17 protein-coding genes and 4 tRNA genes are annotated in these 22,239 nt (G+C 43.2%); 9 read left to right on the top strand and 12 right to left on the bottom strand.

What is annotated here, in order from left to right:
• Positions 1-52 precede the first annotated feature (52 nt).
• The 3 genes from AC1DV1_RS13125 to AC1DV1_RS13115 all read left to right on the top strand — a co-directional run bounded on the left by AC1DV1_RS13125 (position 53) and on the right by AC1DV1_RS13115 (position 3,832).
• Positions 53-2,119: a TonB-dependent receptor plug domain-containing protein gene (locus AC1DV1_RS13125; protein WP_477359817.1), complete on the top strand. Its 2,067-nt coding sequence runs from the start codon at positions 53-55 to the stop codon at positions 2,117-2,119.
• A 36-nt stretch (positions 2,120-2,155) separates the two neighbouring features.
• A complete protein-coding gene (locus AC1DV1_RS13120) occupies positions 2,156-2,764 on the top strand; it encodes an HmuY family protein (RefSeq protein ID WP_477359815.1) in 609 nt (202 codons plus the stop codon).
• 144 nt (positions 2,765-2,908) lie between these two features.
• Positions 2,909-3,832: a DUF6607 family protein gene (locus AC1DV1_RS13115; protein WP_477359813.1), complete on the top strand. Its 924-nt coding sequence runs from the start codon at positions 2,909-2,911 to the stop codon at positions 3,830-3,832.
• Positions 3,833-3,985: 153 nt separating this feature from the next.
• On the opposite strand, the gene AC1DV1_RS13110 is transcribed toward AC1DV1_RS13115, so the two are convergent.
• The 7 genes from AC1DV1_RS13110 to AC1DV1_RS13080 form a co-directional block, all read right to left on the bottom strand.
• Positions 3,986-4,774 carry an HAD-IIA family hydrolase gene (locus AC1DV1_RS13110; RefSeq protein WP_477359811.1) on the bottom strand — a complete coding sequence of 263 codons (789 nt, stop codon included), beginning with the start codon at positions 4,772-4,774 and terminating at the stop codon, positions 3,986-3,988.
• 246 nt (positions 4,775-5,020) lie between these two features.
• Entirely contained in the window at positions 5,021-5,572 is a 552-nt protein-coding gene (locus tag AC1DV1_RS13105) for a 2OG-Fe(II) oxygenase (RefSeq protein ID WP_477359809.1), read from the bottom strand.
• Positions 5,573-5,811: 239 nt separating this feature from the next.
• Positions 5,812-7,107, bottom strand: coding sequence for a type II toxin-antitoxin system HipA family toxin (locus AC1DV1_RS13100; RefSeq protein ID WP_477359807.1), 1,296 nt, complete (start codon positions 7,105-7,107; stop codon positions 5,812-5,814).
• Entirely contained in the window at positions 7,107-7,454 is a 348-nt protein-coding gene (locus AC1DV1_RS13095) for a helix-turn-helix domain-containing protein (RefSeq protein ID WP_477359805.1), read from the bottom strand. Before AC1DV1_RS13095 ends, AC1DV1_RS13100 begins: the two co-directional genes overlap by 1 nt.
• Positions 7,455-7,920: 466 nt before the next feature.
• A tRNA-Lys gene (locus AC1DV1_RS13090) sits at positions 7,921-7,993 on the bottom strand.
• A 96-nt stretch (positions 7,994-8,089) separates the two neighbouring features.
• A tRNA-Lys gene (locus AC1DV1_RS13085) sits at positions 8,090-8,162 on the bottom strand.
• 135 nt (positions 8,163-8,297) lie between these two features.
• Positions 8,298-9,305: a WD40/YVTN/BNR-like repeat-containing protein gene (locus AC1DV1_RS13080; protein WP_477359803.1), complete on the bottom strand. Its 1,008-nt coding sequence runs from the start codon at positions 9,303-9,305 to the stop codon at positions 8,298-8,300.
• Between the two features lie 116 nt (positions 9,306-9,421).
• Between AC1DV1_RS13080 and AC1DV1_RS13075 the strand changes: the two genes are divergently transcribed.
• The 4 genes from AC1DV1_RS13075 to AC1DV1_RS13060 all read left to right on the top strand — a co-directional run bounded on the left by AC1DV1_RS13075 (position 9,422) and on the right by AC1DV1_RS13060 (position 11,072).
• Positions 9,422-9,505, top strand: a tRNA-Leu gene (locus AC1DV1_RS13075).
• Between the two features lie 86 nt (positions 9,506-9,591).
• A tRNA-Leu gene (locus AC1DV1_RS13070) sits at positions 9,592-9,675 on the top strand.
• 108 nt (positions 9,676-9,783) lie between these two features.
• Complete coding sequence (locus AC1DV1_RS13065) at positions 9,784-10,719, top strand: alpha/beta hydrolase (protein ID WP_477359801.1); 936 nt, start codon at positions 9,784-9,786, stop codon at positions 10,717-10,719.
• A 62-nt stretch (positions 10,720-10,781) separates the two neighbouring features.
• Complete coding sequence (locus tag AC1DV1_RS13060; protein WP_477359799.1) at positions 10,782-11,072, top strand: hypothetical protein; 291 nt, start codon at positions 10,782-10,784, stop codon at positions 11,070-11,072.
• A gap of 49 nt (positions 11,073-11,121) precedes the next feature.
• On the opposite strand, the gene AC1DV1_RS13055 is transcribed toward AC1DV1_RS13060, so the two are convergent.
• Positions 11,122-11,487 (bottom strand): SnoaL-like domain-containing protein, encoded by a 366-nt coding sequence (locus AC1DV1_RS13055; RefSeq protein ID WP_477359798.1) that lies wholly within the window; start codon positions 11,485-11,487, stop codon positions 11,122-11,124.
• Positions 11,488-12,048: 561 nt separating this feature from the next.
• On the opposite strand from AC1DV1_RS13055, the gene smc reads away from it, so the two are divergent.
• Entirely contained in the window at positions 12,049-15,588 is a 3,540-nt protein-coding gene (gene smc / locus AC1DV1_RS13050; RefSeq protein WP_477359796.1) for a chromosome segregation protein SMC, read from the top strand.
• 220 nt (positions 15,589-15,808) lie between these two features.
• Here the strand turns inward: smc and AC1DV1_RS13045 are convergent, their stop codons facing one another.
• The 4 genes from AC1DV1_RS13045 to AC1DV1_RS13030 are packed head-to-tail and all read right to left on the bottom strand — an operon-like array spanning position 15,809 to position 18,952.
• Positions 15,809-17,323, bottom strand: coding sequence for a S41 family peptidase (locus AC1DV1_RS13045; RefSeq protein WP_477359794.1), 1,515 nt, complete (start codon positions 17,321-17,323; stop codon positions 15,809-15,811).
• Between the two features lie 54 nt (positions 17,324-17,377).
• A complete protein-coding gene (locus AC1DV1_RS13040; protein ID WP_477359792.1) occupies positions 17,378-17,986 on the bottom strand; it encodes an HAD family hydrolase in 609 nt (202 codons plus the stop codon).
• Positions 17,976-18,284: a hypothetical protein gene (locus tag AC1DV1_RS13035; protein ID WP_477359790.1), complete on the bottom strand. Its 309-nt coding sequence runs from the start codon at positions 18,282-18,284 to the stop codon at positions 17,976-17,978. Before AC1DV1_RS13035 ends, AC1DV1_RS13040 begins: the two co-directional genes overlap by 11 nt.
• 14 nt (positions 18,285-18,298) lie before the next feature.
• Complete coding sequence (locus AC1DV1_RS13030) at positions 18,299-18,952, bottom strand: ABC transporter ATP-binding protein (RefSeq protein WP_477359788.1); 654 nt, start codon at positions 18,950-18,952, stop codon at positions 18,299-18,301.
• 180 nt (positions 18,953-19,132) lie between these two features.
• On the opposite strand from AC1DV1_RS13030, the gene AC1DV1_RS13025 reads away from it, so the two are divergent.
• Positions 19,133-22,237, top strand: coding sequence for a sensor histidine kinase (locus AC1DV1_RS13025; RefSeq protein ID WP_477359786.1), 3,105 nt, complete (start codon positions 19,133-19,135; stop codon positions 22,235-22,237).
• Positions 22,238-22,239: the final 2 nt, after the last annotated feature.

Genomic DNA, 22,239 nt, shown 5'->3' with positions numbered 1-22,239 from the left:
TTTTAATTAGTCTAAATAAATGCAAATAAAATATATCCTTTACGTTTTAGTTATGCCAATTACATTAAATATAGCTTATGCGCAAAAGCCAGATACATTAAAAAAGGATACAACAAATATTAAGCAGCTTAAAGAAGTGGTGGTTACCGGAACCCGCACCCAAAAAAGCCTGCAACAGGTGCCCATCCCAATTACCCGCATTACAGCTGATGAGATAAAAAAGAAAGGCCTGGTACGGCTGAACGAGATTTTGGCCGAGCAAACCGGGATGACCATTTTAGATGACCCGCATGGGCAAGGCATACAAATTCAGGGCTTTGACCCAGCCTATACCATGATTTTGATAGACGGGCTACCCTTAATTGGCCGCAATACAGGTATCCTGGAGCTTTCCAGAATCACCATTAATAATATTGACCGGATTGAAATTGTAAAAGGCCCAACATCTTCCCTGTACGGCAGTGAAGCGATGGCCGGGGTTGTAAATATCATTACTGCCGACCCGGTAAAGGGAATATCGGGTGGGACGGCGGCCCGGTACGGCACCAATAATACCGCAGATGTTAGCTTAAATTCGGCATATAAAAATAACAGGTTCTATATTGCGGGCTTTGCCAACCGTTATAGCAGCGGCGGTTATACATTACAGCCTTCATCGGGTCTGCCTACAGTTTCGCCATTCGCGGGCTATACGCTTAATGGCAAATCATCTTACAAAATAGATGACAAAACAACCATTAACCTTTCGGTAAGATATTATACCAATGATCAGGATAGCAGGTACCTTGTTGATAACCGCTATGCGGGCGGAACGGGTACCGAAAAAGATTTTAACATAGCACCGGTAATCACCCATCGCTTTACCGGTAAGCTACTATCTACCTTACAATTTTACCGCTCAACCTATAAAACCAAATCGGATGTCAGGTATGAGGATGACGGGTCTATATATGACCAAACCTATTTTAACCAGGCCTTTAACCGTGCCGAATTACAAAATGATTATGCGTTAAAGGATAACCTGAAATTAACCGCCGGTGCGGGTGGCCAGTATGAAACGGTTGAGGCTACACGCTACACCAAACTACAATCGTTCACATCCGGGTATGGCTACTTCCAGGCCGACTGGCTACCGGTAAAAAAGCTGGATATTATTGCCGGAGGCAGGTATGATGTGCACAGCGTTTATAAATCGCAGTTAAGCCCAAAACTGGCGGCAAGCTATTCGCTTAGTCCAAAATTTACGGTGTTAGGGTCGGTTGGTAAAGGTTATAAGGCCCCCGACTTTCGCCAGCTTTATTTAAACTTTACCAATGCCGAAGTTGGTTACAGTGTTTTTGGTTACGAAGAAGCAGGCGCAGGTATACAGCGCTTACAGCAGGCCGGCCAAATTGAAACCATATTGATTGATGCCGCCACACTGAAAAGGTTAAATGCCGAAAGTTCCACCGCTTTTAACTTGGGTTACCGGTACAAACCCACAGCAAAACTCTATTGGACAGCCAACCTATTCCGCAACAATATTACCAACCTGATAGAAACAGCAGTTATAGCCATAAAAACCAATGGCCAATCTGTTTTCTCTTACTTCAACCTCAATAAAGTGTACACGCAGGGTGCTGAAACCGACCTGAGCTACCAGGTATTCAAGTCGCTGCAGGTGGCAGGTGGTTTTCAATACCTGGAAGCATATAACCAGGAGGTTTTGGATCAGATAGCCGCGGGCAAGGTTTTTACCAAGGACCCCGAAACCAATCTTACCAGGATTATTAAAAGAAGCGACTATGGAGGGTTGCTCGGCCGGTCAAAATACACGTACAATATTCGTGTAAACTACCAGGAAAATAAAACTGGTATCAATGCCTCCATAAGGGCAATCTATCGCGGCAGATACGGCTATAAGGACACCGATGGAAACGGCATTGTAAACCGCGATGACGAGTACACCAAAGGATATGTGCTGGTTAACGCATCGCTATCCAAACCTTTACTAAAAGATGCCATCAGGGTACAGCTTACGGCCCAAAACCTGCTGAATTATAAAGACAGCCAGGTTATACTTAGCCTGCCGGGCAGGCTTATCTACGCCGGGATAGCCTATAATTTCATTAAAAAATAACACACAAATTAAATAACTATTCAAACAATAAAACACATGAACAAATTTGCAACTTTATCATTGGCATTAAGCAGCGCTATCATTTTACTGGTATCATCATGCAGTAAAAACAGCGATGACGTTACTCCTGTAGTAAGTAAACTCAGCACAAAAACAGTTACCGATCTTGACGGCTCAACAACTAACGTTTATTACAGCCTTTCAACCGGTGCTCAAATTACCGGTGCCGATACGGCCACTACCAAATGGGATATCAAATTTAAGGGGACAAGCATATTTATAAACGGCGGTACATCAGGCATCGGAACTACCCAGGCCCAAATAGTAAGCAGCACTTTTGAAACTTTGGCTACCGCGCCAACGGCCGGTTATAAAACAGATGCAACGGGGGCACCAGCTATATCGGGATGGTACACTTATACAGCCACCACCGAGCCGCAGCATGCCATCCTTACCGTGCCAGGGAAGATCATTGTGATTAAAACATCGGCGGGTAACTATGCCAAGGTTGAAATCATAAGCTATTATAAGGGCAACCCAAACACAACAACTGCCGAATTTGCCAACCTGGCCACCAGGCCAGCATCACGCTATTATACCTTCCGCTTTGCTTACCAGGGCGATGGTACAACCAGCTTACAATAGCTACTGAACAGATTATTAAGTCTGAAGTACAGCTTTGTGATTTTTGACTTAAAACCTGATATTTTCGACTATGGGCTATCCATCGCCCCGCTGTTGATACAACATTGATTACAAAAGAAACAAATAAGAGCACTTCAAATTATCATGAAAAAACAAATATGTTTGACACTTGGCCTGCTGGTTATAGCTACAGCGGCCCTGTATGCGCAATCAAAAACAGACCAGGACCGCGCGGCCATCCGTTCGCTCGGCGGCTTCTATAAAGTAACATTCGACTATGCAGAAACTTTTGCGCCCGATACCGCTTACAAAAACCATCCTAAATATCATTCATCCGGTTATGAATGGGCAGTGGTTGAGGAAGAATCGCCCAAAAAAATCGTGATCCAGCATATACTGGTTATCGGTGATACCTCTGTAATCAAGCATTGGCGGGAGGATTGGATTTATGAAGAAAACAACCTGGTAACGTTTGACAAGGACAATACCTGGAAAAAGGTGGGCTTAAAACCAGCCGAAGTAAAAGGCCGCTGGGTACAAAAAGTATTTCAGGTTGATGACAGTCCCCGCTATGAAAGCATAGGCACATGGGTACATGTTGATGGCAGGCACGAGTGGCATAGCGAATGTGATGCCCCCCTGCCCCGGCGGGAGTTTACCAAACGCAGCGATTATAATGTACTCAGGAGAGGAAACAGGATTTACCTGACAGCTAAGGGCTGGATGTTTGAACAGGATAACCAAAAAATTATACGTTCGGCCACAGAAGATAAATTACTGGTACGCGAAAAGGGCTACGAAGAATTTACCAAAGCAGATGAAAGTAAATTTAATTACGCCAAAGGCTGGTGGAAAACCCGGAAGTCTTACTGGACATCTGTAAGGCAGGTTTGGGACGATGTTTATACGCAACACGCCCAGGTAAAGCTAAAAGGAAAAACCGATGGAAAGCTGCTATACGAAAGGCTTTTTGACCTGGCCGATCGGTCTGCAAAAGAAAAATGGGATACTGCCAAAAATAAAACAGAAATCAGTAAAGTGATTGAAATTTATTTAGCGGCTAATTAGCAAATAAAGTCCTGCACTTGCCGCCAATTCTCACGGGAAAAGCGGTAAGGCAGGCACTAATTTGTCAAACCCGGCGCATCAGGGACCTTTAATGTTAAGTCACTACGCGCCGGGTTACTTTAGCTTTCATCCCTCATCTCACCCAGGGAACATTCAGGCAGGAACTTTATCCCACCATTTTAACGGGAATTTTATTTCATCTACCGAACTTGCAACCATATCCGGCTTAAATGCATAATGCGCAAGCCTGTCTTTAGTAGATATCCCCGACAAAACCAGGATGGTTTTATAACCCATTTGCACGCCTCCCTGTATATCGGTTTCCATGGTATCGCCTATCACAGTGGTTTCGGCTGTTTCCAACCCCAGGAATTTACGGGCCGATCGCATCATTACCGGGCTTGGTTTGCCGGTAACAAAAGCCTTGCGGCCTGTGGCCTCTTCAATCATTGCCGTAGTTGCAGCAATGCCTAAATTGTTCCATCCGGGTTTTTTAGGGGAGGGATCGCGGTTTGTGGTGATAAATTTGGCGCCCGCCAAAATCATATCTACCGCGCGTTGAACCATTTCCAGCGTAAAATTGCGGCCTTCGCCCAAAACAACAAACTCCGGATCGGTATTTACCAGCGTAATGCCATTTTCATGCAGGCTGGTTAGTAAACCACCCTCGCCTAAAACATAGGCAGTGCCATTGGGGCTCTGATCGCCCAAAAACTTTCCGGTAGCCATAGCACTGGTATAAACATGCTTGTCCTGAACCTCAATACCCAAACCTTTCAATTTACGCACAACTTCCAGGCTTGTTCGCTGGCTGTTGTTGGTCATAAATGCAAAAGGTATATCGCTGTCAATTAAATATTTGATAAATTTATCCGCCCCGTATATCAGTTCCTCGCCGCTATAGATAACACCATCCATATCGATTAAAAGTCCTTGTTTCATAGTATATTTTTTAAATTATAAGTTGTAAGAAGACTCCCTTCTATATATTCAAATATACTATATTAATAACAAAATTGATTTTTCATTAAAAATATCATAATAATTTTATTTATTTATTAACAATTTATTAATACACATAAGCTTTAGAAAAGCATTCCAACATATATTGGGCCTTCAATTTCTGAAAAATTTGTGATATAGGTTAATTGCATGCCAGGCTTGTTTTTCTGGCTTAATAATTACATTTTATTCTTCCAGGCGAAACATGATGTCGGTACGTAAAACATACTTTATACCATTAATCACCGGCTTGCCTTCGTGTTCTAAATTATGTAAGAAAACGAGCGCTAACCCTTTTTTGGGTTGAATAACCTGGTTGCCGAAATTCGTCTCACCTCCCTCATAATTCTCATTTAAATAAATCATAAAGGTATAGTAGCTTGCCTCGCCATCACTTCTGATGTAACTTTGATCTCTGTGGCGCTTAAATTCCTGACCGGGCTGGTACTTATAAAATCTGAAAAGTTCATTTAATCCAACGGCTTTGCTATACCCAATTTGGTTAGGCGCAAATGACTTTAGTTGTTGCCAAAGTATGCCGGCAAGCTCATGGTCTTTATAAATAACCCTATTGTTATTACGAACCGCCGTAACAACTTTTTGTCCGCTCCCTGTTTCAATGGTTGCGGGCTCGTACCCAATGGCCTCAGTTTTAAAAATAAAGTCGTCACAGGCTTCCGGAGTCCAAAAATCCTCAATTATGAAAATATCACTTGTCAGAACACGGAGTTGCATCATGTGTAGGTTTAATTTCAGCTTACCCTTTAAGGTTTATGGCAGCCTCTTCGATATTCAAATATAGCATAAAAGTTTATGGGAACTTTACCTTTTAGCCCCAGCCTGCTGTGCAGCATCGAAGGGTGGGATCGGACTTAGAGTTGTTAGTGAGGTGGAACAGAGAAAACGAACATTGCGGATGGATAAAGTGAATCAGGTATTGTTTGCAGCCCGAAATTGAGCTCCATCTCCAGCATAAATCATAATAATTTAACAAATGTTTGAGCTATCGCATCTTGCATGTCTGTTTTCACATTATACTGACTGGAATATTTAGGCCAGGATTTTAAAATATCCTCTACCTGCCTGATGATCTCATCGGCTTTTTTGATATTCATTTGTTTGGCCACCTGTAACAGGTCATTGCGGTTAATGCCTTGCCGCTTACCATTGACGCTTAAGGATTGCTGACTAACCCACGGACTATCGGGCCGATAGGCGTGGCATACATCATAGGCCGGGGCTAACGCCCACTGACCTGTTTGGTCCATCATAAAAGCGAAGTTTTTAGTGTGGTCGTCACAATTGCGCGCCAATATATTGAACACCATCCTGCGGTACATTTGCTCTGCCTGAGGATAATCCAGGCGCAAGGAACGCATGGTTTGGAACAATTGTTCGTAGCTGTACGAACCGACATTATTGAAATCAAAATGCTGTATAGCGCAAAACGTCTGCACATGGATCTTCCCCTTTTCGGGTACCCGGTCAAATCGCCTGGTCATAAAATGTGCACGGTCATGTTCTTCCAGCAGACGGCACTCCGTCATTGTGATGCCGCAGTCCACGGCCATCATGTGATAAGCCATTTCTACACGGCCATACTCCCGTGACGTGCCGAATTGTGCATCATGTACACCATCAAATTTGATAAGCCATTGGGTAAAACCTTTAGGCGCTTCTGCCTGCCCGCTTCTAACTTCGCCTGTTTTGGAATTATAAGCGATAACCGCTTTTGCGCGGGCACCACCTGCAGAGGTTCCTATCTTCAAAATATCCAGTAATCCTTTTTCTTCGTCAGCCGATAGATCGGTATGAAAGTTTTTTCGTCCCGATAAAATGGCCTCGGAGATTTCCACCAAACTATCTACTTCCAGTTTGGTAGATATATTTCTACCTTTCGGCACCACAGGTTCAAATTCCAGCGCACCCATTCCACGCTGGCCAATGAAGCACAACATTTCTATCGGGTTCATGCTATCCGCAGCACGGCCGGCCCTGGCAAGCCAGGTATTGATCAGCGTATTTCCGTAACGGTCCGGCAACACATCGGCTAACAATCCGGGCAGGCCTTTAAACGTTTGGTTATCCCTTAATTCAGTAAAAGAATAGATTCTGCCACCAGCCGCGCTGATCGGCATTTTTAGCGGGGCGATGTCCAGGCCCGAACGAAGAAAGCCAGGTTCGTATTCAAAGTCTGCTATGCCGGTATCTGCGTTCCAGGCTATGGCGCCCACGCGTTCGCCCCAAAGATTAATAAATGCGCTGTTGATCATTACCAGTTAACTTTGGGGTTTTTATCCTGAACATCTTTATTTCTTGCTCTTTGGCGTCTTTGCTGTTCCAGCTTAGCAACTTGCAAGGGACTTATTTTATGTTCCACTTCAAACGCACTCAAGACGGGCAATTGCTCCAGGACACGTAAGATCTGAAGGAGCGATAGTAAGGTTCCACCATTTCCTTTTTCGATCTGACCTACAGTGGAACGGTTAATACCGGCTGCCTCTGCAACTTGTTGCTGGGTTTTATTTTGTTGTAAACGGGTATCTTGTATGAATTGCCCGATGATATTTAAAAGTCCATGGTCGCTTGTAGCGAACCATTCTGTGCTTGTTTTTTTCATCACTAAGGCTTTAAAACAGGTTAATGATTCTTTATTCCAACAAAGTTAACAAGAATTAACAACAATTATTCGATACTAATTAATAATGATTACTTGTTCMATCATTAAATTATATTTATTCAGTTAATGATGACTTTTATCAGCATGAGAAGAATAATTTCCGACTGCTGCATTTTAGCTACGCTACAAAAGCATCCGCTTTCTGAAACTCCCCGGCGGCAGGCTGCCGCCCACCCGAGGCCCCCCCCCTGCTTTCTTACTGATCCGATTTTTGGCGAAAACAGGGGCCGATATAGCATATATGGCTTGTTCAAACCAATTACTTTTCTCCCCAACACCTGTAATTAATTGTTTAAAAGTGCGTTTTTKATTTAAAAAACGCACTTTTAAACAAAAAAAGAGCCTCTTTTTCAAGAGGCTCTTCCTTCAAAACGATTGCAAACTCTGGTATTTTGTGTTTGCTCTGTGATCCCGCTGGGATTCGAACCCAGGACCCCAACATTAAAAGTGTTATGCTCTACCAGCTGAGCTACGGAATCATTACTTTTTCAACTTTTTCGGTACTGCTACCGTTTCGGTTCTAAGCGATTCACTATGGTTTTAAATAAGAAAAGCCTTCTTTCAAAGGCTTTTCGTGATCCCGCTGGGATTCGAACCCAGGACCCCAACATTAAAAGTGTTATGCTCTACCAGCTGAGCTACGGAATCATTACTTTTCAACTTTTCCGATACTGCTACCGTTCCCGTTTAAAGTGGTGCAAATATAGGGCGATTAATAATACGATGCAAGTGCTAATTGTAATTAATTGTAAAGTATTTGTTAAGCTATTAATTGCCAATAAACTACATTTTAAATACGGCTATTTTACCCTTGTCGCCGGCCAATAAAACCAGTTTTCCATGTTTAGCTCTGCGGCAAACATTAAAGCTGGTGTTATCAATTTTTTTCCAGGACTCGCCGTAGGCTGCCGATAAGCTGGTACCAGATGTCCCGGTGGATAAATATGTACGCCCCTGTATGCGCTCTACACACGACTGAAACCCCGTAACACCTGCCGGTAAAACCTTGTAGGCGTTGCTTTTTTTGTCGTACTTACAAATTACAGAATCCGTGACTTTATCTTTTGAATAGTTACCCCCTACTGCTACCAGCAAATCATCAGATATGGAAAAAGAGCCTTTACTGCCTGCATTTTGTGCCAGCGGTAAACTTTTTGTTTGCCATTGTGGCTTATCGCAATTACACAATTGTAAAAAACGGGCCACCATGCCGCCGCTTGCTATAACCACACCCAAATCTTTATTAACCCTTAAACAGGTACCGCTTGCTGCAAAGGCCGCTTCGCCGGGTAAGGCATCGGGCGTGTTTTGCATCTCGGACCAAGTTTCGCCGCCATCTTTGGTTTCCATCAGCAGGAACTTATTTTTTATAGGGTCGCCTAAAATATAGCCGTGTTTGGCATCGGCAAAATCCATGGCATCAAAAAAATATATACTATCGGTTTTGCGGCATTTTTCCTGCCAGGTTTTACCGCCATCGGTAGTTTTTAACACCAGTGCGGGGCTGCCCGAACTCATGATTACGGCCTCTTTATCATTAAATGCTTCAATGTCTCTAAAATCGGCTTTTTCATAGCCGGCAACCTGCTGCCAGGCCCAGGTTGCGCCGCCATCGGTAGTAATGGCTATGTGGCCTTTGCTGCCGCTTATCCAGGCGGTTTTATCATCAACAACCGATAAACCGCGAATACTGGTTGCCTTATCCTGCTGTAAAATGGTGATGGTTTGCGCTGCCGAAATAAATGGCGTAAACAGTAAAACTGTGATTATTAGCTGGTAAAAACGTTTCATGAAGCCTAAATTAAGCCTAAACCGGGCAAGTAACAACTACCCGCCAATTTTTTAATTTATTATAATGCTTTTTGACGGAAACGTTTATATTTGCACGCTTGTTAATAAAACAACAGGCCCGGATGGCGAAATTGGTAAACGTTGCGGTCTCAGAAGCCGTTGAGAATTGTCTCTTGAGAGTTCGAGTCTCTCTTCGGGCACGCCGGAAATGAAGTTGAAAGTCTTAAGTCTACAGTCTAAAGTGAAACACTTAAGGCTTAGAACTTAAGACTTTAAACTTAAAAATGCCCAGGTGGCGAAATTGGTAGACGCACCATCTTGAGGGGGTGGCATCCGAATGGATGTGTGAGTTCGAATCTCATCCTGGGTACTTCGCAAAAATTCAAAATCAACTTCCCTTTACAACGTGAGGTTATAACAACCTCCTTTGCAAACATCTGATAATGTTAGTTGTAACGTATATACATTAAACACACCAATGTATAAATCTGCATTATCCATATTCATAACCTTACTTACAGCATCAAACCTAAGCGCGCAAAGCCCCGCTATACATCAATACAAAGATCATGTTTTCCCTAATATCGATATAACAGAAAACCTAAGCTACAACCCAGGCGCGAAGCCCGATGATAAAAAATCATACTTATTCGATTTATATCAACCCAAAGGCGACCATTCTACCGCAAGACCACTAATTATCTGGATGCACGGCGGTGGTTTTAAATACGGCTCGAAAACTGCCCGGGGCATCAAAATATGGAGTACTGATTTTGCCCGGCGCGGTTATGTGTGCGCGGCCATTAACTACCGCCTAAGCAAAAACAACCCGGTATTCCATTTTGATGAATTGCAAAAAAGCTGTTATTACGCCGTACAGGATGTAAAAACAGCCATAGCTTATTTTAAACAGCACCATGCCGAATACCATATCGACACCAACAAAATAATTCTTGCCGGTAACTCGGCGGGCGGCATAATAGCCTTGCAAGCCGCTTATAGCAGCAATGCCGAACTATCAAGACGTACAGGCGTAGTTGACTCGACAGCCTTGCTTAAACCCGACGACAAAGCCAAAATTGCCGGCATCATTAACTTTTGGGGAGGCATTCTTGACATCCGCTGGTTAAAAAACGCGCGGGTACCTATTGTGAGCGTTTACGGCTCACATGACCGTATTGTAAACCCCATACAGGTAGATACCGGCATGTATGGCAGTATCACTATCCATCATAAGGCAGATGACCTGCATATAAAAAACAACATAAAAGTATTTGAAGGTTTTGGCCACGAGTTGCAACGGCATTTCAACCCTTTGTTTGATGCCGGTAAACCCACGCAAAAAAGATGGCTTGAGGCAGCACAATTTGCAGCCGATTTTTACTACGAAATATTATTTAAGAAACCGGAGTAAACAATTGTTGTTTTTTATAGTTATAATGTTGAATTTGCTTTGATCCAATTAATTACAAGTACATGAAAGTCACAAAAATTATAACAATTGCAACCATAGCGCTCATGAGCTTTGAGGCTTTTGACGCCACTGCCGAAGCACTACCGGTTGTTGAAGCAACATCTGTTTTACAGATAAAGCTTCCGCCTCCGCCGCCAAGGCCACCTGCACCGCCAAATCCGTTCAGGAGGCGTCACAGGCGCATTCACAGGCATCGCAGGTTGCATATAAAATTGCCGCCGCGTCCGCCTGCACCGCCAAATCCATTACATTTGCCAACACCGCCGCGCCCGCCTTTGCCGCCGCGTCCATAATTATAAAAGCCCTCCCGATAGTACATCCGGAGGGCTTTTATATTCAGGTTTATTGGGGAAGGTTATAAAAAAACGATTCGGTTACAATTTTACTGTCTTTAACTTCATACACACAAACTTCGCTCATCATGCTTCGGCCCTGCCCTTTATAGGTTACATCCATATCCATGGTAACCGAAAAAAAGTTACCACTCACAATCGGGTCAGATACCTGGCCGCTGTGAACCTCTTCAACCATATCATACCATTGCTGGTTTTTGGCTATCGCAGCCTCCTTGCCTTCCGAAAGCTCCATATGCGAACCCTTGGGTTCATGGCTCACCACATTATCGGCATACAGCTCATCTATGGCATCTAAATTTTTGCCGGCGCGGCAAAGCTCAACTAATTTTTCGGCTACTTCCTGTGTGTTCATCTCAATTGGTTCTATTGGTTATTGTTGCATAAAGTTACTCAGTAATATAAAAAACACAGCATTATTTGTTTTAAGTTTAGGTTAAGCTTTATTCAAGCTCTGGGGCGGAAAATACAAAATCGAACAAGGACCTATAACTTCGGTTCTTACTACTCAGACGTGTTTCGGTTCAAATAAACATCGGCTTTGAACGCTGGCTACTACTCACCCCGGCTACGCTGCGCTGGCCGACCCTCTCTCCGGCAGAAGCCGCAAAGAGGGTGAAGCTTATTTTTTTGCCCCTCTATGCGACGCAGTCGGAGAGAGGGGTGACGCCCCGATATTTATCGGGGTTGTCGGGGTGAGTCGAATCGCCGCAATGCGATAAACGTAATTCCTCCTTCCGCGTTTCGCCAAATTTCACCATTACCCAAAACTGAAATAACAAAACAAAACGCGTTAACCTTTCACCCTTTACCTTTCGCCTTTAACCTCCTCCCCTTTCCCAAAAAAAGTTTAATAAACTCAATTTTTTATGATTACTTTGAAGGTTAAATTTTTGCAAGGGATACAACAAATTAAATGYAGCTTACCCGCTTAGAAATCAAGGGCTTTAAGAGTTTTGGAGATAAGATCACCATTAATTTTAATGAGGGTGTAACTGCTATTGTAGGGCCCAACGGCTGCGGTAAATCAAACGTTGTCGACTCCATCCGCTGGGTATTGGGCGAACAAAGCACTAAGATGCTCCGATCGGAGAAGATGGACAACGTAATATTTAACGGCACCAAAACCCGCAAAGCAGCCAACCTTGCCGAAGTTTCCCTCACTTTTGATAACACCAAAAACGTACTGCCTACGGATTATTCGCAGGTTACCCTTACCCGCAAGCTTTACCGCACCGGCGAAAGCGAGTACCGGTTGAATGATGTACAGTGTCGTTTAAAGGATATTACCGATCTTTTCCTGGATACGGGTATCGGCTCAGATTCGTACTCTATTATCGAGCTTCGGATGATTGACGAGATCATTACCAACAAAGAAGGCTCTCGCCGTAATTTGTTCGAGGAAGCATCCGGCATCTCTAAGTACAAACTGCGCAAAAAGCAAACTTTTAACAAGCTTAAAGATACCGAGGCCGATTTGGAGCGTGTGGAGGACCTGCTTTTCGAGATTGAAAAGAACCTGAAAACACTGGAAAACCAGGCAAAAAAAACCGAGCGCTATTACCGGATAAAGGATCAGTATAAATCGCTGAGCATTATGTTGGCCTCGTTCCGCATCGTGTCGTTCAGCGAATCGTTGGCAAAAATTCAGGACCAGGAGCAAAAGCAAAAAGCGGATAAAGGCGGCATTGTTGCCCAGATAGATACTTTGGAGGCAGCCCTGCAACAACAAAAGCTGGATAGCATCACCAAAGAGAAGAACCTATCGGTACAGCAAAAAACCACCAACGAATTTGTATCCAAGATTCGCGCGTACGAAAGCGAGAAAAAGATCAAAAACGAGCAGCTAAAATTTCAGCAGGATAAAGAAGCGCGCTTAACCGAAGAATTGGATAAAGATAAAAACCAGTTAAACCACGTTTTTTATAACATCAAACGCTTGTCGGAAGAAAAGGCGCTGGAGGATGAAACCCTGCAAACCATTAAAACCCGCCTGGCCGATTTGAAAGAAGCGGTTGACGAGTTGCGCCTGCAGCAAACATCGGCCCGAAACGAACTTACCGAAATAACCGGTATCAATACCCGCCTGCAAAACCAGGCCTATAAGGCCGAAAAGGACATTGATATCCTGCAAATACAGCAGCAGGCCCTGGAACAGGAAAGTCAGCGTAACATGGAAGACACCACCAATAAGGAGGTGGAACTTTCGCACTTTAACCAGGTAGTTGCCGAGCTGCAAAACCGTAAGGAAACGCTGGATTTTGATTACCAGCAATCCCTCGACTTTGAAAATAAGTTAAAGGAGCAGATAGCCGAAACAGACAGCGAGCTAAGTTTGGTAAAAGATACCATCATTAAAGAAAGCCGCAAGCTGGACGCCAAACAAAACGAGTACAACCTTACCAAAAGCATGGTGGATAACCTGGAAGGCTTTCCCGAGTCCATTCGTTTTTTAAAGAAAAATACCGACTGGGCCAAAAATGCCCCCCTGTTTAGTGATGTATTGTTTTGTAAAGAGGAATTCCGCGTAGCTATTGAAAACTACCTGGAGCCGCTGATGAACTATTACGTAGTTGAAAATTATGATGAAGCTATAAAGGCTATCCAGCTATTGAGCAATTCGTCACGCGGTAGGGCGCATTTCTTTATCCTTGAAAATTATAACGAGATAAACCCCACTAACCCTGCTTTTGAAAATGCGGGCGCGGTATCGGCCCTTAAGGTTATTGAGGTTGATAAACGCTACATTAACCTGTGCAACCATCTGCTGAAAGATGTATACCTGGTTGATGACGATAAAGACCAGCAAATTAACAACGCTGCCCTTCCCGATGGCGTTGTACTGATAGGCAAAAGCGGCAAATTCAACAAATCCAGGCATACCATGGCCGGCGGATCGGTTGGTTTGTTTGAGGGGAAAAGGATTGGGCGCGCCAAAAACCTGGAAAACCTGGCTAAAGAGATTAAGGGTATAGAAAACCTGGTTAACACGCAGAAAAGCAAATCTGACGAATTACATAGTAGATTATCTGCCTTAAAATCATCAACCAAAAGCGCCGGGATTAATGAGCAGCAGATGATCATTAACCGGCTGAACACCGAACTGATCACGGTAAAAACCCGGCAGGAGCAGTACCAGACATTTATTGAAAACAGCCTTAACCGTAAGGATGATATAGCCCGCAAAATTGAAGGCATTAAAGCCGAAATGGAAGCGTTGCACCCGCAGCTGGCCGATTTAAAAGCCCAGAAGCAAATTCAAAGCGAACTACTTGTTGATAAACAGGTCGAATTTAACGAGCTGAACGAATATGTATCGGTACAATCAAACGCCTTTAACCAGGAGAATATCCGTTTTCACCAGCAGCAAAACAAGGTATCGGGCCTGGTAAAAGACCTGGAATACCGCGATAATCAGCAGGAAAACCTGGAGGCCCGCATTAAACAAAACAGTACCGAACTGGAAAAGGTAAAAATTGCCATACAGGACAACCTGAAACAATCTGATAACTCCGATGATGACCTGCTGGAGATGTACGAGCAGAAGGAAAACCTGGAGAAAGCCACTCAACAGGCCGAGCAGGAATACTACCAATGGCGTGGCCTCATAACCGAAAACGAAAACGAGATAACCGCCCTTCGCCGTAAAAAAGATAACCACGAGGTAATTGAAAATGAACTTCGTGATGAGCGTAATAACCTGAAGTTGGAACTAAACGCGCTTAAAGAACGCCTCTCGGTTGAGTTTAACATAGATATTGAAGACCTGCCAGAAACCGAAACGCCGGCCGAAAGCGAACAGGAGCTTCGCGAAAAGGCCGAGAAACTAAAAAAACAACTGGATGATTTCGGCGCTATTAACCCGATGGCGGTTGAGGCCTATAATGAGATGAATGAGCGTTACACCTTCATCCAGGCCCAAAAGAAGGACTTGAGCGAAGCTAAGGCATCGCTGCTGGCCACCATACAGGAGATTGATGATACCGCCAAAGAAAAATTTATGCATGCCTTTGTGATGGTGCGTGAAAACTTTATCAAAGTGTTCCGTTCGCTGTTTAATGATGAGGACTCATGCGATTTGATCCTGACTGATCCAAGTCATCCGCTTGAATCGGACATTGACATTATCGCGAAGCCAAAAGGTAAACGCCCGCTGTCTATCAACCAATTATCCGGGGGAGAAAAAACCCTTACGGCCACAGCCATACTCTTTTCCCTTTACCTGTTAAAACCAGCCCCATTCTGTATTTTTGATGAGGTTGATGCCCCATTGGATGATACCAATATTGATAAATTCAACAATATCATCCGCACCTTTTCAAAAGATTCGCAATTCATCATTGTATCGCACAATAAACGCACCATTGCCAGCACCGATGTTATTTATGGCGTAACCATGGTTGAGCAAGGGATATCGCGGGTAGTAGCTGTTGATTTGCGGGAACTGGCCGATTAGATGCAGATGTTCTCACGCAAAGTCGCTAAGGAGATAAGACGCTAAGAAAAAATAAGCTAATCGCTTTGCGTCTTTGCGCGAAATACCTCTTAATTTAATACTATTTGCCTGGGTTCTATATTAGTATCCCGCTGAATTAAAAAGGGACAAAAGATAAGAATCCCTTGCCCCTTTTATTAGGTAATATCATGCTTTCAGCTTTACGCCTTAAGCTTTCGGCTTATTTATGCGTAAGTGTCTTTTTACTACCTACCATTCCTCTAAACTTACGTTCGTCTAATTTCAGGGTCATGGTGTTTACCTGGTCGGCTGTCATGGTTTGTGATTTGCCCAGGCTTTGAACTCTTGGCCCGGATACAGCGTAGGTACCTGTTTTAACAAAGTTTAAAGCGTGTTGCAATAACACTTCTGTACTATCGCCAAAATCTTTGGTAACATCATCGTAATCATTTTTACCTGGGTAATCGGTGGTGCCAGGATTCATACCAGCGTAATAGCCGCCTACGCCGGCCGAGTTTTTAGTTTCAAACTGCGGCACATATAACTGGTATTTATTAATATCTATAGCAAAAAAGCCTACCGGTTTACCATAGCTTGTGCGGCCAATAAACTGTACATCCATTTCGGGGCGCAGGTTATTGATAGTTAATTCGCTGGCCGAGGCTGTTGACCCGGTTACAATAAAAAATACCCGGCTGATATTTAACGTGCCGTTTTTAGCAAAATTTACGGTGTTATTTGCAGGTAAAAAGTCGCCTTTTTGAATATTATATACCGCGCTCAACAAGGGGTGATTATCGGCCTGTAGCTTATCGTTATAGTAATAAGTGTACATTTTCGATCCGTTTTTAGCAGTCGGCACAATCAGGTTGTCTAAATATTCGGCAGTTGATACATAGCCGCCGCCGTTATAACGTAAATCAACAACCAACTCGGTAACACCAGCATCGGTAAAAGCTTTAAACGCCTTTAATAATTGCGGGCTGGCATTGGTTGGCGAAGTAAAGGTATTAAACACCACGTATCCCACTTTTTTGGCACCCTCGGTAAATACTTTATAGGTTAAAACCGGGTTTGTGGTATAAGTTGCCACGGCTAATGAAACATCAGCAGATGTCCCGTCGGGCTTCTTCACGGTCATGGTAAGCGGATCGGTTCCAAAAATAGCATTTACTACAAACTGAACGTTTGTTCCGTTATCATAATCAAGACTGGTACGGCCGTTTATTTTGGTTATCTGGTAACCTCTTTTCAGGCCCGCATTATCTGCCGGCGAACCGGGATACACGTATTTGATGCGCAAATCCGTAGTTTCCTGGTATAAAACCGAAAAACCAAAATCGCCGTTGGTACCACCTAATTCTGTAGATACCGAACCGTCATCGATAAACGAATATTTAGCCGAACCCGGATCTGCAGCGTAATACTCATAAGGCTGACCCGTGGCTGGGTTTATTTTGTATTGCGAGATTTGGTCAACCTCTTTGGTAAGTGCATCTGCATCGGCAGATGCGGTGATCTTGCGTGGCTGAAATGTTTTGTAATCGGGTATGGCATCGTACCATAAATAAGTTTCCTTGGCATACAGATAAACAGAATCTTTTATCAAATCGAGCGTAGTACCCGTTTTAGTAGGGGCAGTTAATATACCATCATCAGTGGTGGTATTTTTCTTTTTTGAGCAGGCGGATAAACCGGCTGCCAAAATTATAGTTAAGTAAAATATTTTTTTCATGTACAACGAGTATAATGTGTTAACGAAATAAAAATAAGTATGTTACAACAGACGTTACAAAAATTTATCGACGCTGATATAGTCAATCCCAACGGTTTCAGCACATAAATTATCTACCTCCGAATTACCTATCATCAAAATATCCCTACGTTGCAGGTTATGCTCCTGCATTAACAGGTGTATTACATCGGGCTCTGGTTTTGGGGCGGTTTCATCGGCCAGGTAGCAGGTAAGATACGGTTCAAGCTTATGCCACTCCACCTGTTTTATCTTATTTACCTGTTGTATAACTTTCCCGTTGGTAACAATAAATAGCTTTTTACGGTCAATAACCACTTCCTGAAGTAAGGTAAGCATATTTTGGTATAAAAGCAATTTCAAGGGCAGCTTGGCGGTATCAAAAAGGCCGTAAAATTTATCCTTGTACTGCGCAGCAACAGGAAACTCCTCTTCAAGTTTATCAAATACAAACTCCGGCCCTTCGGCAACGTAGGTATCTGTCATCAAGCTAATTACTTGCTTGGCATCAACCAGTTCAACATACTCCAGCATGTTTGCAAACAGGTAGTACACCTGGTATATATAATCTTTGGCCGGGTATAAAACATCATCCAGCTCCAGTACAAACGCGTTTTTGCGCTTATCAATATCCTTATATGTCATCGTTGCCGGCAATGATTGTTATATTATATTCGTTAAATAATACTTCCGATTGTTTTAACAGTTCGGTTTCCCGTTCACGGAAGAGGTAAACCTTGCCTACCCCTAAGTCGAGGCATAAAGCCAGCATTTCGTGCGTATAACTGGGCGATGCAGGGTTAGGCAGCCGAATGAGCTGGCCGGGCTTCAGCATAAAATCCGGCAGGTCCATGTAATCGCCCATGATTATGTCGGCGCCGTTTAACTTGTTTTTCTGCTTGTAAGCCGGTGCAGCGTTTGCTGCCGTTATCAGTATCTTCAATTTAATAGCTAAGCTTATGGTACAATTAAACCGTCTTTCATAATAACCGTACGGTCAGACAGGTTGGCAAGATCCTCATTATGAGTAACAATTACAAAGGTTTGGTTAAAATCCTTACGCAACTTAATGAAAAGTTCATGCAATTCCAGCGCGTTTACCGAATCGAGGTTGCCCGATGGTTCGTCGGCAAATATCAACGCGGGGTTGTTGATCAGAGCCCGTGCAACAGCTACACGCTGCTGCTCACCGCCCGAAAGCTGGTTCGGTTTATGGCTTACCCTATCGCCCAGGCCCAATAAATCCAGTAGCTCTTTAGCCTTCTTTTCGGCCTCTGATTTTGATACACCTGCTATAAAAGCCGGGATGCACACATTTTCCAGGGCGGTAAATTCGGCCAGTAAATGGTGAAACTGGAAGATAAAGCCAATTTTCCGGTTCCTGAAATCACTCAGATTTTTATTGTTAAGCTGGCTTAGCTCGATATCATTAATATATAACTGACCCGAATCCGGCCTGTCTAACGTGCCCAAAATATTAAGTAAACTGCTTTTGCCGGCGCCCGATGCGCCAACAATGGTCACAATTTCGCCACGTTTAACCTCCAGGTCAACACCTTTCAATATCTGTAACTGCCCGTATGACTTGTAGATGGATTTAGCTTTAAGCATAACGCAAAGTTACTATTTTGGTTGATTTTATCGCGGCGTTGATAACCTGCTAAATTTTAGCTAAATTTAAGGCGATGATGTTAAAATAGTATAACAAAATATACTAAAACCCGTATAAAAGGCGACAATACAAAACTTTAAAGTAGCAATAAACTTATCGCAAACACCTAAATATAAGATATGCGCCTTCTGATAGTTTGCTGCATTATACTTTTCAATGTATCACTTATAAATGCTCAACAGCTATTTGTTGAAAAATATCCAATGAACGTTTACGGCGCCGGCATTCAAAGCTGGACTATGGCACAGGATAACCAGGGAGTGCTGTATATTGCCAATAACGATGGCGTTGTTAAATATGATGGCCTAACCTGGGATTTAATGCCCATTGCCAATCAAAACTATGTGTTTTCGCTGGGGCTTGATTCAAAAAACGAGATTTTTGTAGGATCCTATAACGAGCTTGGTTATTTCAGGAAAGATAGCGCAGCAAATTACAAGTATCATACCCTATTACCCCTGCTTCCCAAAACCTATAAAAACCTGAATGATATACGCCAAACAATAGTTTTTAACGACGAGGTATTTTTCAATAACAATAAAAACATTTTTCGGTACAGCAAAGGCAAGCTTAAAATACTCAACATTGCCGATAACTGGTTATTTAGGCTAAAAAAGCAATTGTTTTCGTTAAGCGGTAATGGCTTGTTAGTTTATAAAAACGGCGGGTTTGCCGATGCCGGTTTTGGCAAGCAACTAGCCGGATTGCATATAAAACGAATTGCCGATTATGAAAATGGTGAATACCTTTTGCTCGACGATAATAACCGGATATGGTCATTAAACCCGTTGGAAGCCGATAGCAGTAAAAAAATGCTGCTGCTTACCAAAAATCCGGTTACCAGCACCAAAAATATTCCTGTGCGAAGCCTGCTATACATGGATATAGGGAAAATAGTAATGGCTACCGAGGAAGGCGTTTATATTTTAAACAGGGCTGGCCAAACGGTAAACTTCAATTCAAAGGATATGCTGGGGCTTAACCTTAATACCGGCTTTTGCTTCCTGGATAAGGCCCAAAACATTTGGCTTGGCGCTGATACCTATATTACACAGTTGATTTCAAGTTCGCCCTTATCCATATATGACAATAATAATGGCCTCGATGGTACCATATTGTGCCTTGGTAAAAAAGGCAACGATTTATATGTGGGTACCGATAAAGCACTTTTCTATAAAAACGACAATTCAACGTTTTCTGCCATTCCCGGAACCGAAACGGAAAACTGGAACATGTTTAATTTCGGCAACAAACTATACTTAGCTCATCGTACCGGGGTTTTTGAAATTCAAGGCAAAAAAGCCATCCCTTTAATTCATCATTGGTTTATCCAAACCCTGGGTGAGGTAAAAAACAAGCCCGACTGCATGATTATGGGCACCTATAACACGGGCATCTGGCTTTTATCAAAAGAAGGCAACACCTGGCACGAAAAAAAGATCAGGGGTTTTGAACAGGAAACCCGCTATATACAACAGGACGATGAGGGTAATATATGGATAAGCCATTACAATAAAGGTATTTATAAGCTAAGGCTAAACGCGCAGATGGATTCGGTAATCAGCACCGCCTTTTATGATACAAAAAACGGATTGCCATCGACCCTTAACAACCGGATTTACCACTTAAACGGCCGGATTATAGCTGCTACCACCAATGGTTTTTATAGCTACAACAAAACAAAAAACAGGTTTGAGCCCGATGCCATACTTGGTAAGGTAAGCCAGGGGGTTTGCATTTATACAGCTACACAAACTGCCAAAGGCGATATTTACTTTTGGGGTGCGCCATCAAAAAAAGAGCAAAGTGCAGGAGCTTTTATTAAGCAGCCCAATGGCTCATTCAGGTTGCTGTTTACGCCGTTTAAAAAAATTGCGTTGGCTACGCATGGCCTGCTGCCTGTTGATGTAGATGCACCCGTACTTGCAGCTGGCACCAACCAGGTATGGATTGGTAATTTAAAGCGGGTTGTTAATTACATCCCCAATCAGCCAACTTATTACCATAAACCTTTGCCGGTATACATCAAAACCGTAAAGGCGGCAGATTCAACCATTTTTGCTAACGGGGCCGGGCTGCCGCAAAACGATATTCCGTTTTCAAAAAACAGGTTGAAATTTGTTTTTACAAGCCCGTTTTTTGAGGACGCCGATAAAATTCAATATCAATGCCAATTAAACGGGTTTGAAGATAAATGGTCGGCCTGGAGCCATGACCGCGAAGTTTCATTTACCAACCTTGCCGATGGCGATTACACCTTTTTTGTGCGGGCCAAAAATATTTACGGGCAAATAAGCCGCACAGATTCCTATTCGTTTCATGTTACTGCGCCCTGGTTTAAAACCTGGTGGGCTTATTTATTATATGCATTTACAGCCGCGCTGTTATTTTACCTGTTCGGTATATTAAACAATGGCCGTATTAACAGGCAAAAACTGGCGCTTGAAAAAAAGGTGAAGGAAAAAACCAGGGAATTAAGTGATAAAAACGACGAGATTTTGGCCCAAAGCAAGGCGCTGCAGGAATCAAATTTAACCAAAGACAAACTTTTCAGCATCATCTCGCACGATTTAAGGGGGCCAATTGGCCAGCTCAAACAAACCCTCGATCTGGTAAAATCCGGTTCGATCTCGCTGGAAGAATTAGAGGAGCTTATCCCCCATCTCGACGAAAACATTGGCTCGGCATTTAGCCTTACGGATAACCTGCTTTACTGGGCAAAAAGCCAGATGGACGGCATCCAGGTAAACCCGGTTTTATTTGACGTAATGGAAATTGCCGACGAAAACTATCACCTGTTTAAATTGAACACCGACAACAAACACATTGAACTGGTTAACAACATTAATAAAAGCATTGCTGTTTACGGCGACAGGGACATGATAAAACTGGTATTGCGCAACCTGCTTGGCAATGCCACTAAATTTACCGCGGTTGACGGCAAAATAACCCTGGGATACAGCACCAAACCCGGCTTTGTTGAAGTGTATGTAGAAGATACCGGCGGCGGCATGTCTGCCGAGGATATTGCCAAAATATTCCGCAAAGAAAATTTCCATAAAGATGGCACCTCGGGCGAAAAAGGCTCGGGGCTGGGGCTCTCGCTTTGCCAGGATTTTATCGAAAAAAATGGCGGTAAACTAACCATCCAAAGCAAATTGGGCCAGGGCAGTAAAATTTCTTTCTGGCTAAAAGGTGATGATAAAATAAGTACTGTCAAATAAAC

This window comes from Mucilaginibacter sp. P4_D1, assembly GCF_056401935.1.
The sequence above is the reverse complement of the archived record's forward strand: the minus strand, read 5'-3'. Positions and strand labels throughout refer to the sequence as shown.

Coding starts and splice junctions, on each gene's coding strand:
- AC1DV1_RS13125 (WP_477359817.1), top strand. CDS start 53: ATGCCAATTACATTAAATATAGCTTATGCGCAAAAGCCAGATACATTA.
- AC1DV1_RS13120 (WP_477359815.1), top strand. CDS start 2,156: ATGAACAAATTTGCAACTTTATCATTGGCATTAAGCAGCGCTATCATT.
- AC1DV1_RS13115 (WP_477359813.1), top strand. CDS start 2,909: ATGAAAAAACAAATATGTTTGACACTTGGCCTGCTGGTTATAGCTACA.
- AC1DV1_RS13110 (WP_477359811.1), bottom strand. CDS start 4,774: ATGAAACAAGGACTTTTAATCGATATGGATGGTGTTATCTATAGCGGC.
- AC1DV1_RS13105 (WP_477359809.1), bottom strand. CDS start 5,572: ATGATGCAACTCCGTGTTCTGACAAGTGATATTTTCATAATTGAGGAT.
- AC1DV1_RS13100 (WP_477359807.1), bottom strand. CDS start 7,107: ATGATCAACAGCGCATTTATTAATCTTTGGGGCGAACGCGTGGGCGCC.
- AC1DV1_RS13095 (WP_477359805.1), bottom strand. CDS start 7,454: ATGAAAAAAACAAGCACAGAATGGTTCGCTACAAGCGACCATGGACTT.
- AC1DV1_RS13080 (WP_477359803.1), bottom strand. CDS start 9,305: ATGAAACGTTTTTACCAGCTAATAATCACAGTTTTACTGTTTACGCCA.
- AC1DV1_RS13065 (WP_477359801.1), top strand. CDS start 9,784: ATGTATAAATCTGCATTATCCATATTCATAACCTTACTTACAGCATCA.
- AC1DV1_RS13060 (WP_477359799.1), top strand. CDS start 10,782: ATGAAAGTCACAAAAATTATAACAATTGCAACCATAGCGCTCATGAGC.
- AC1DV1_RS13055 (WP_477359798.1), bottom strand. CDS start 11,487: ATGAACACACAGGAAGTAGCCGAAAAATTAGTTGAGCTTTGCCGCGCC.
- AC1DV1_RS13045 (WP_477359794.1), bottom strand. CDS start 17,323: ATGAAAAAAATATTTTACTTAACTATAATTTTGGCAGCCGGTTTATCC.
- AC1DV1_RS13040 (WP_477359792.1), bottom strand. CDS start 17,986: ATGACATATAAGGATATTGATAAGCGCAAAAACGCGTTTGTACTGGAG.
- AC1DV1_RS13030 (WP_477359788.1), bottom strand. CDS start 18,952: ATGCTTAAAGCTAAATCCATCTACAAGTCATACGGGCAGTTACAGATA.
- AC1DV1_RS13025 (WP_477359786.1), top strand. CDS start 19,133: ATGCGCCTTCTGATAGTTTGCTGCATTATACTTTTCAATGTATCACTT.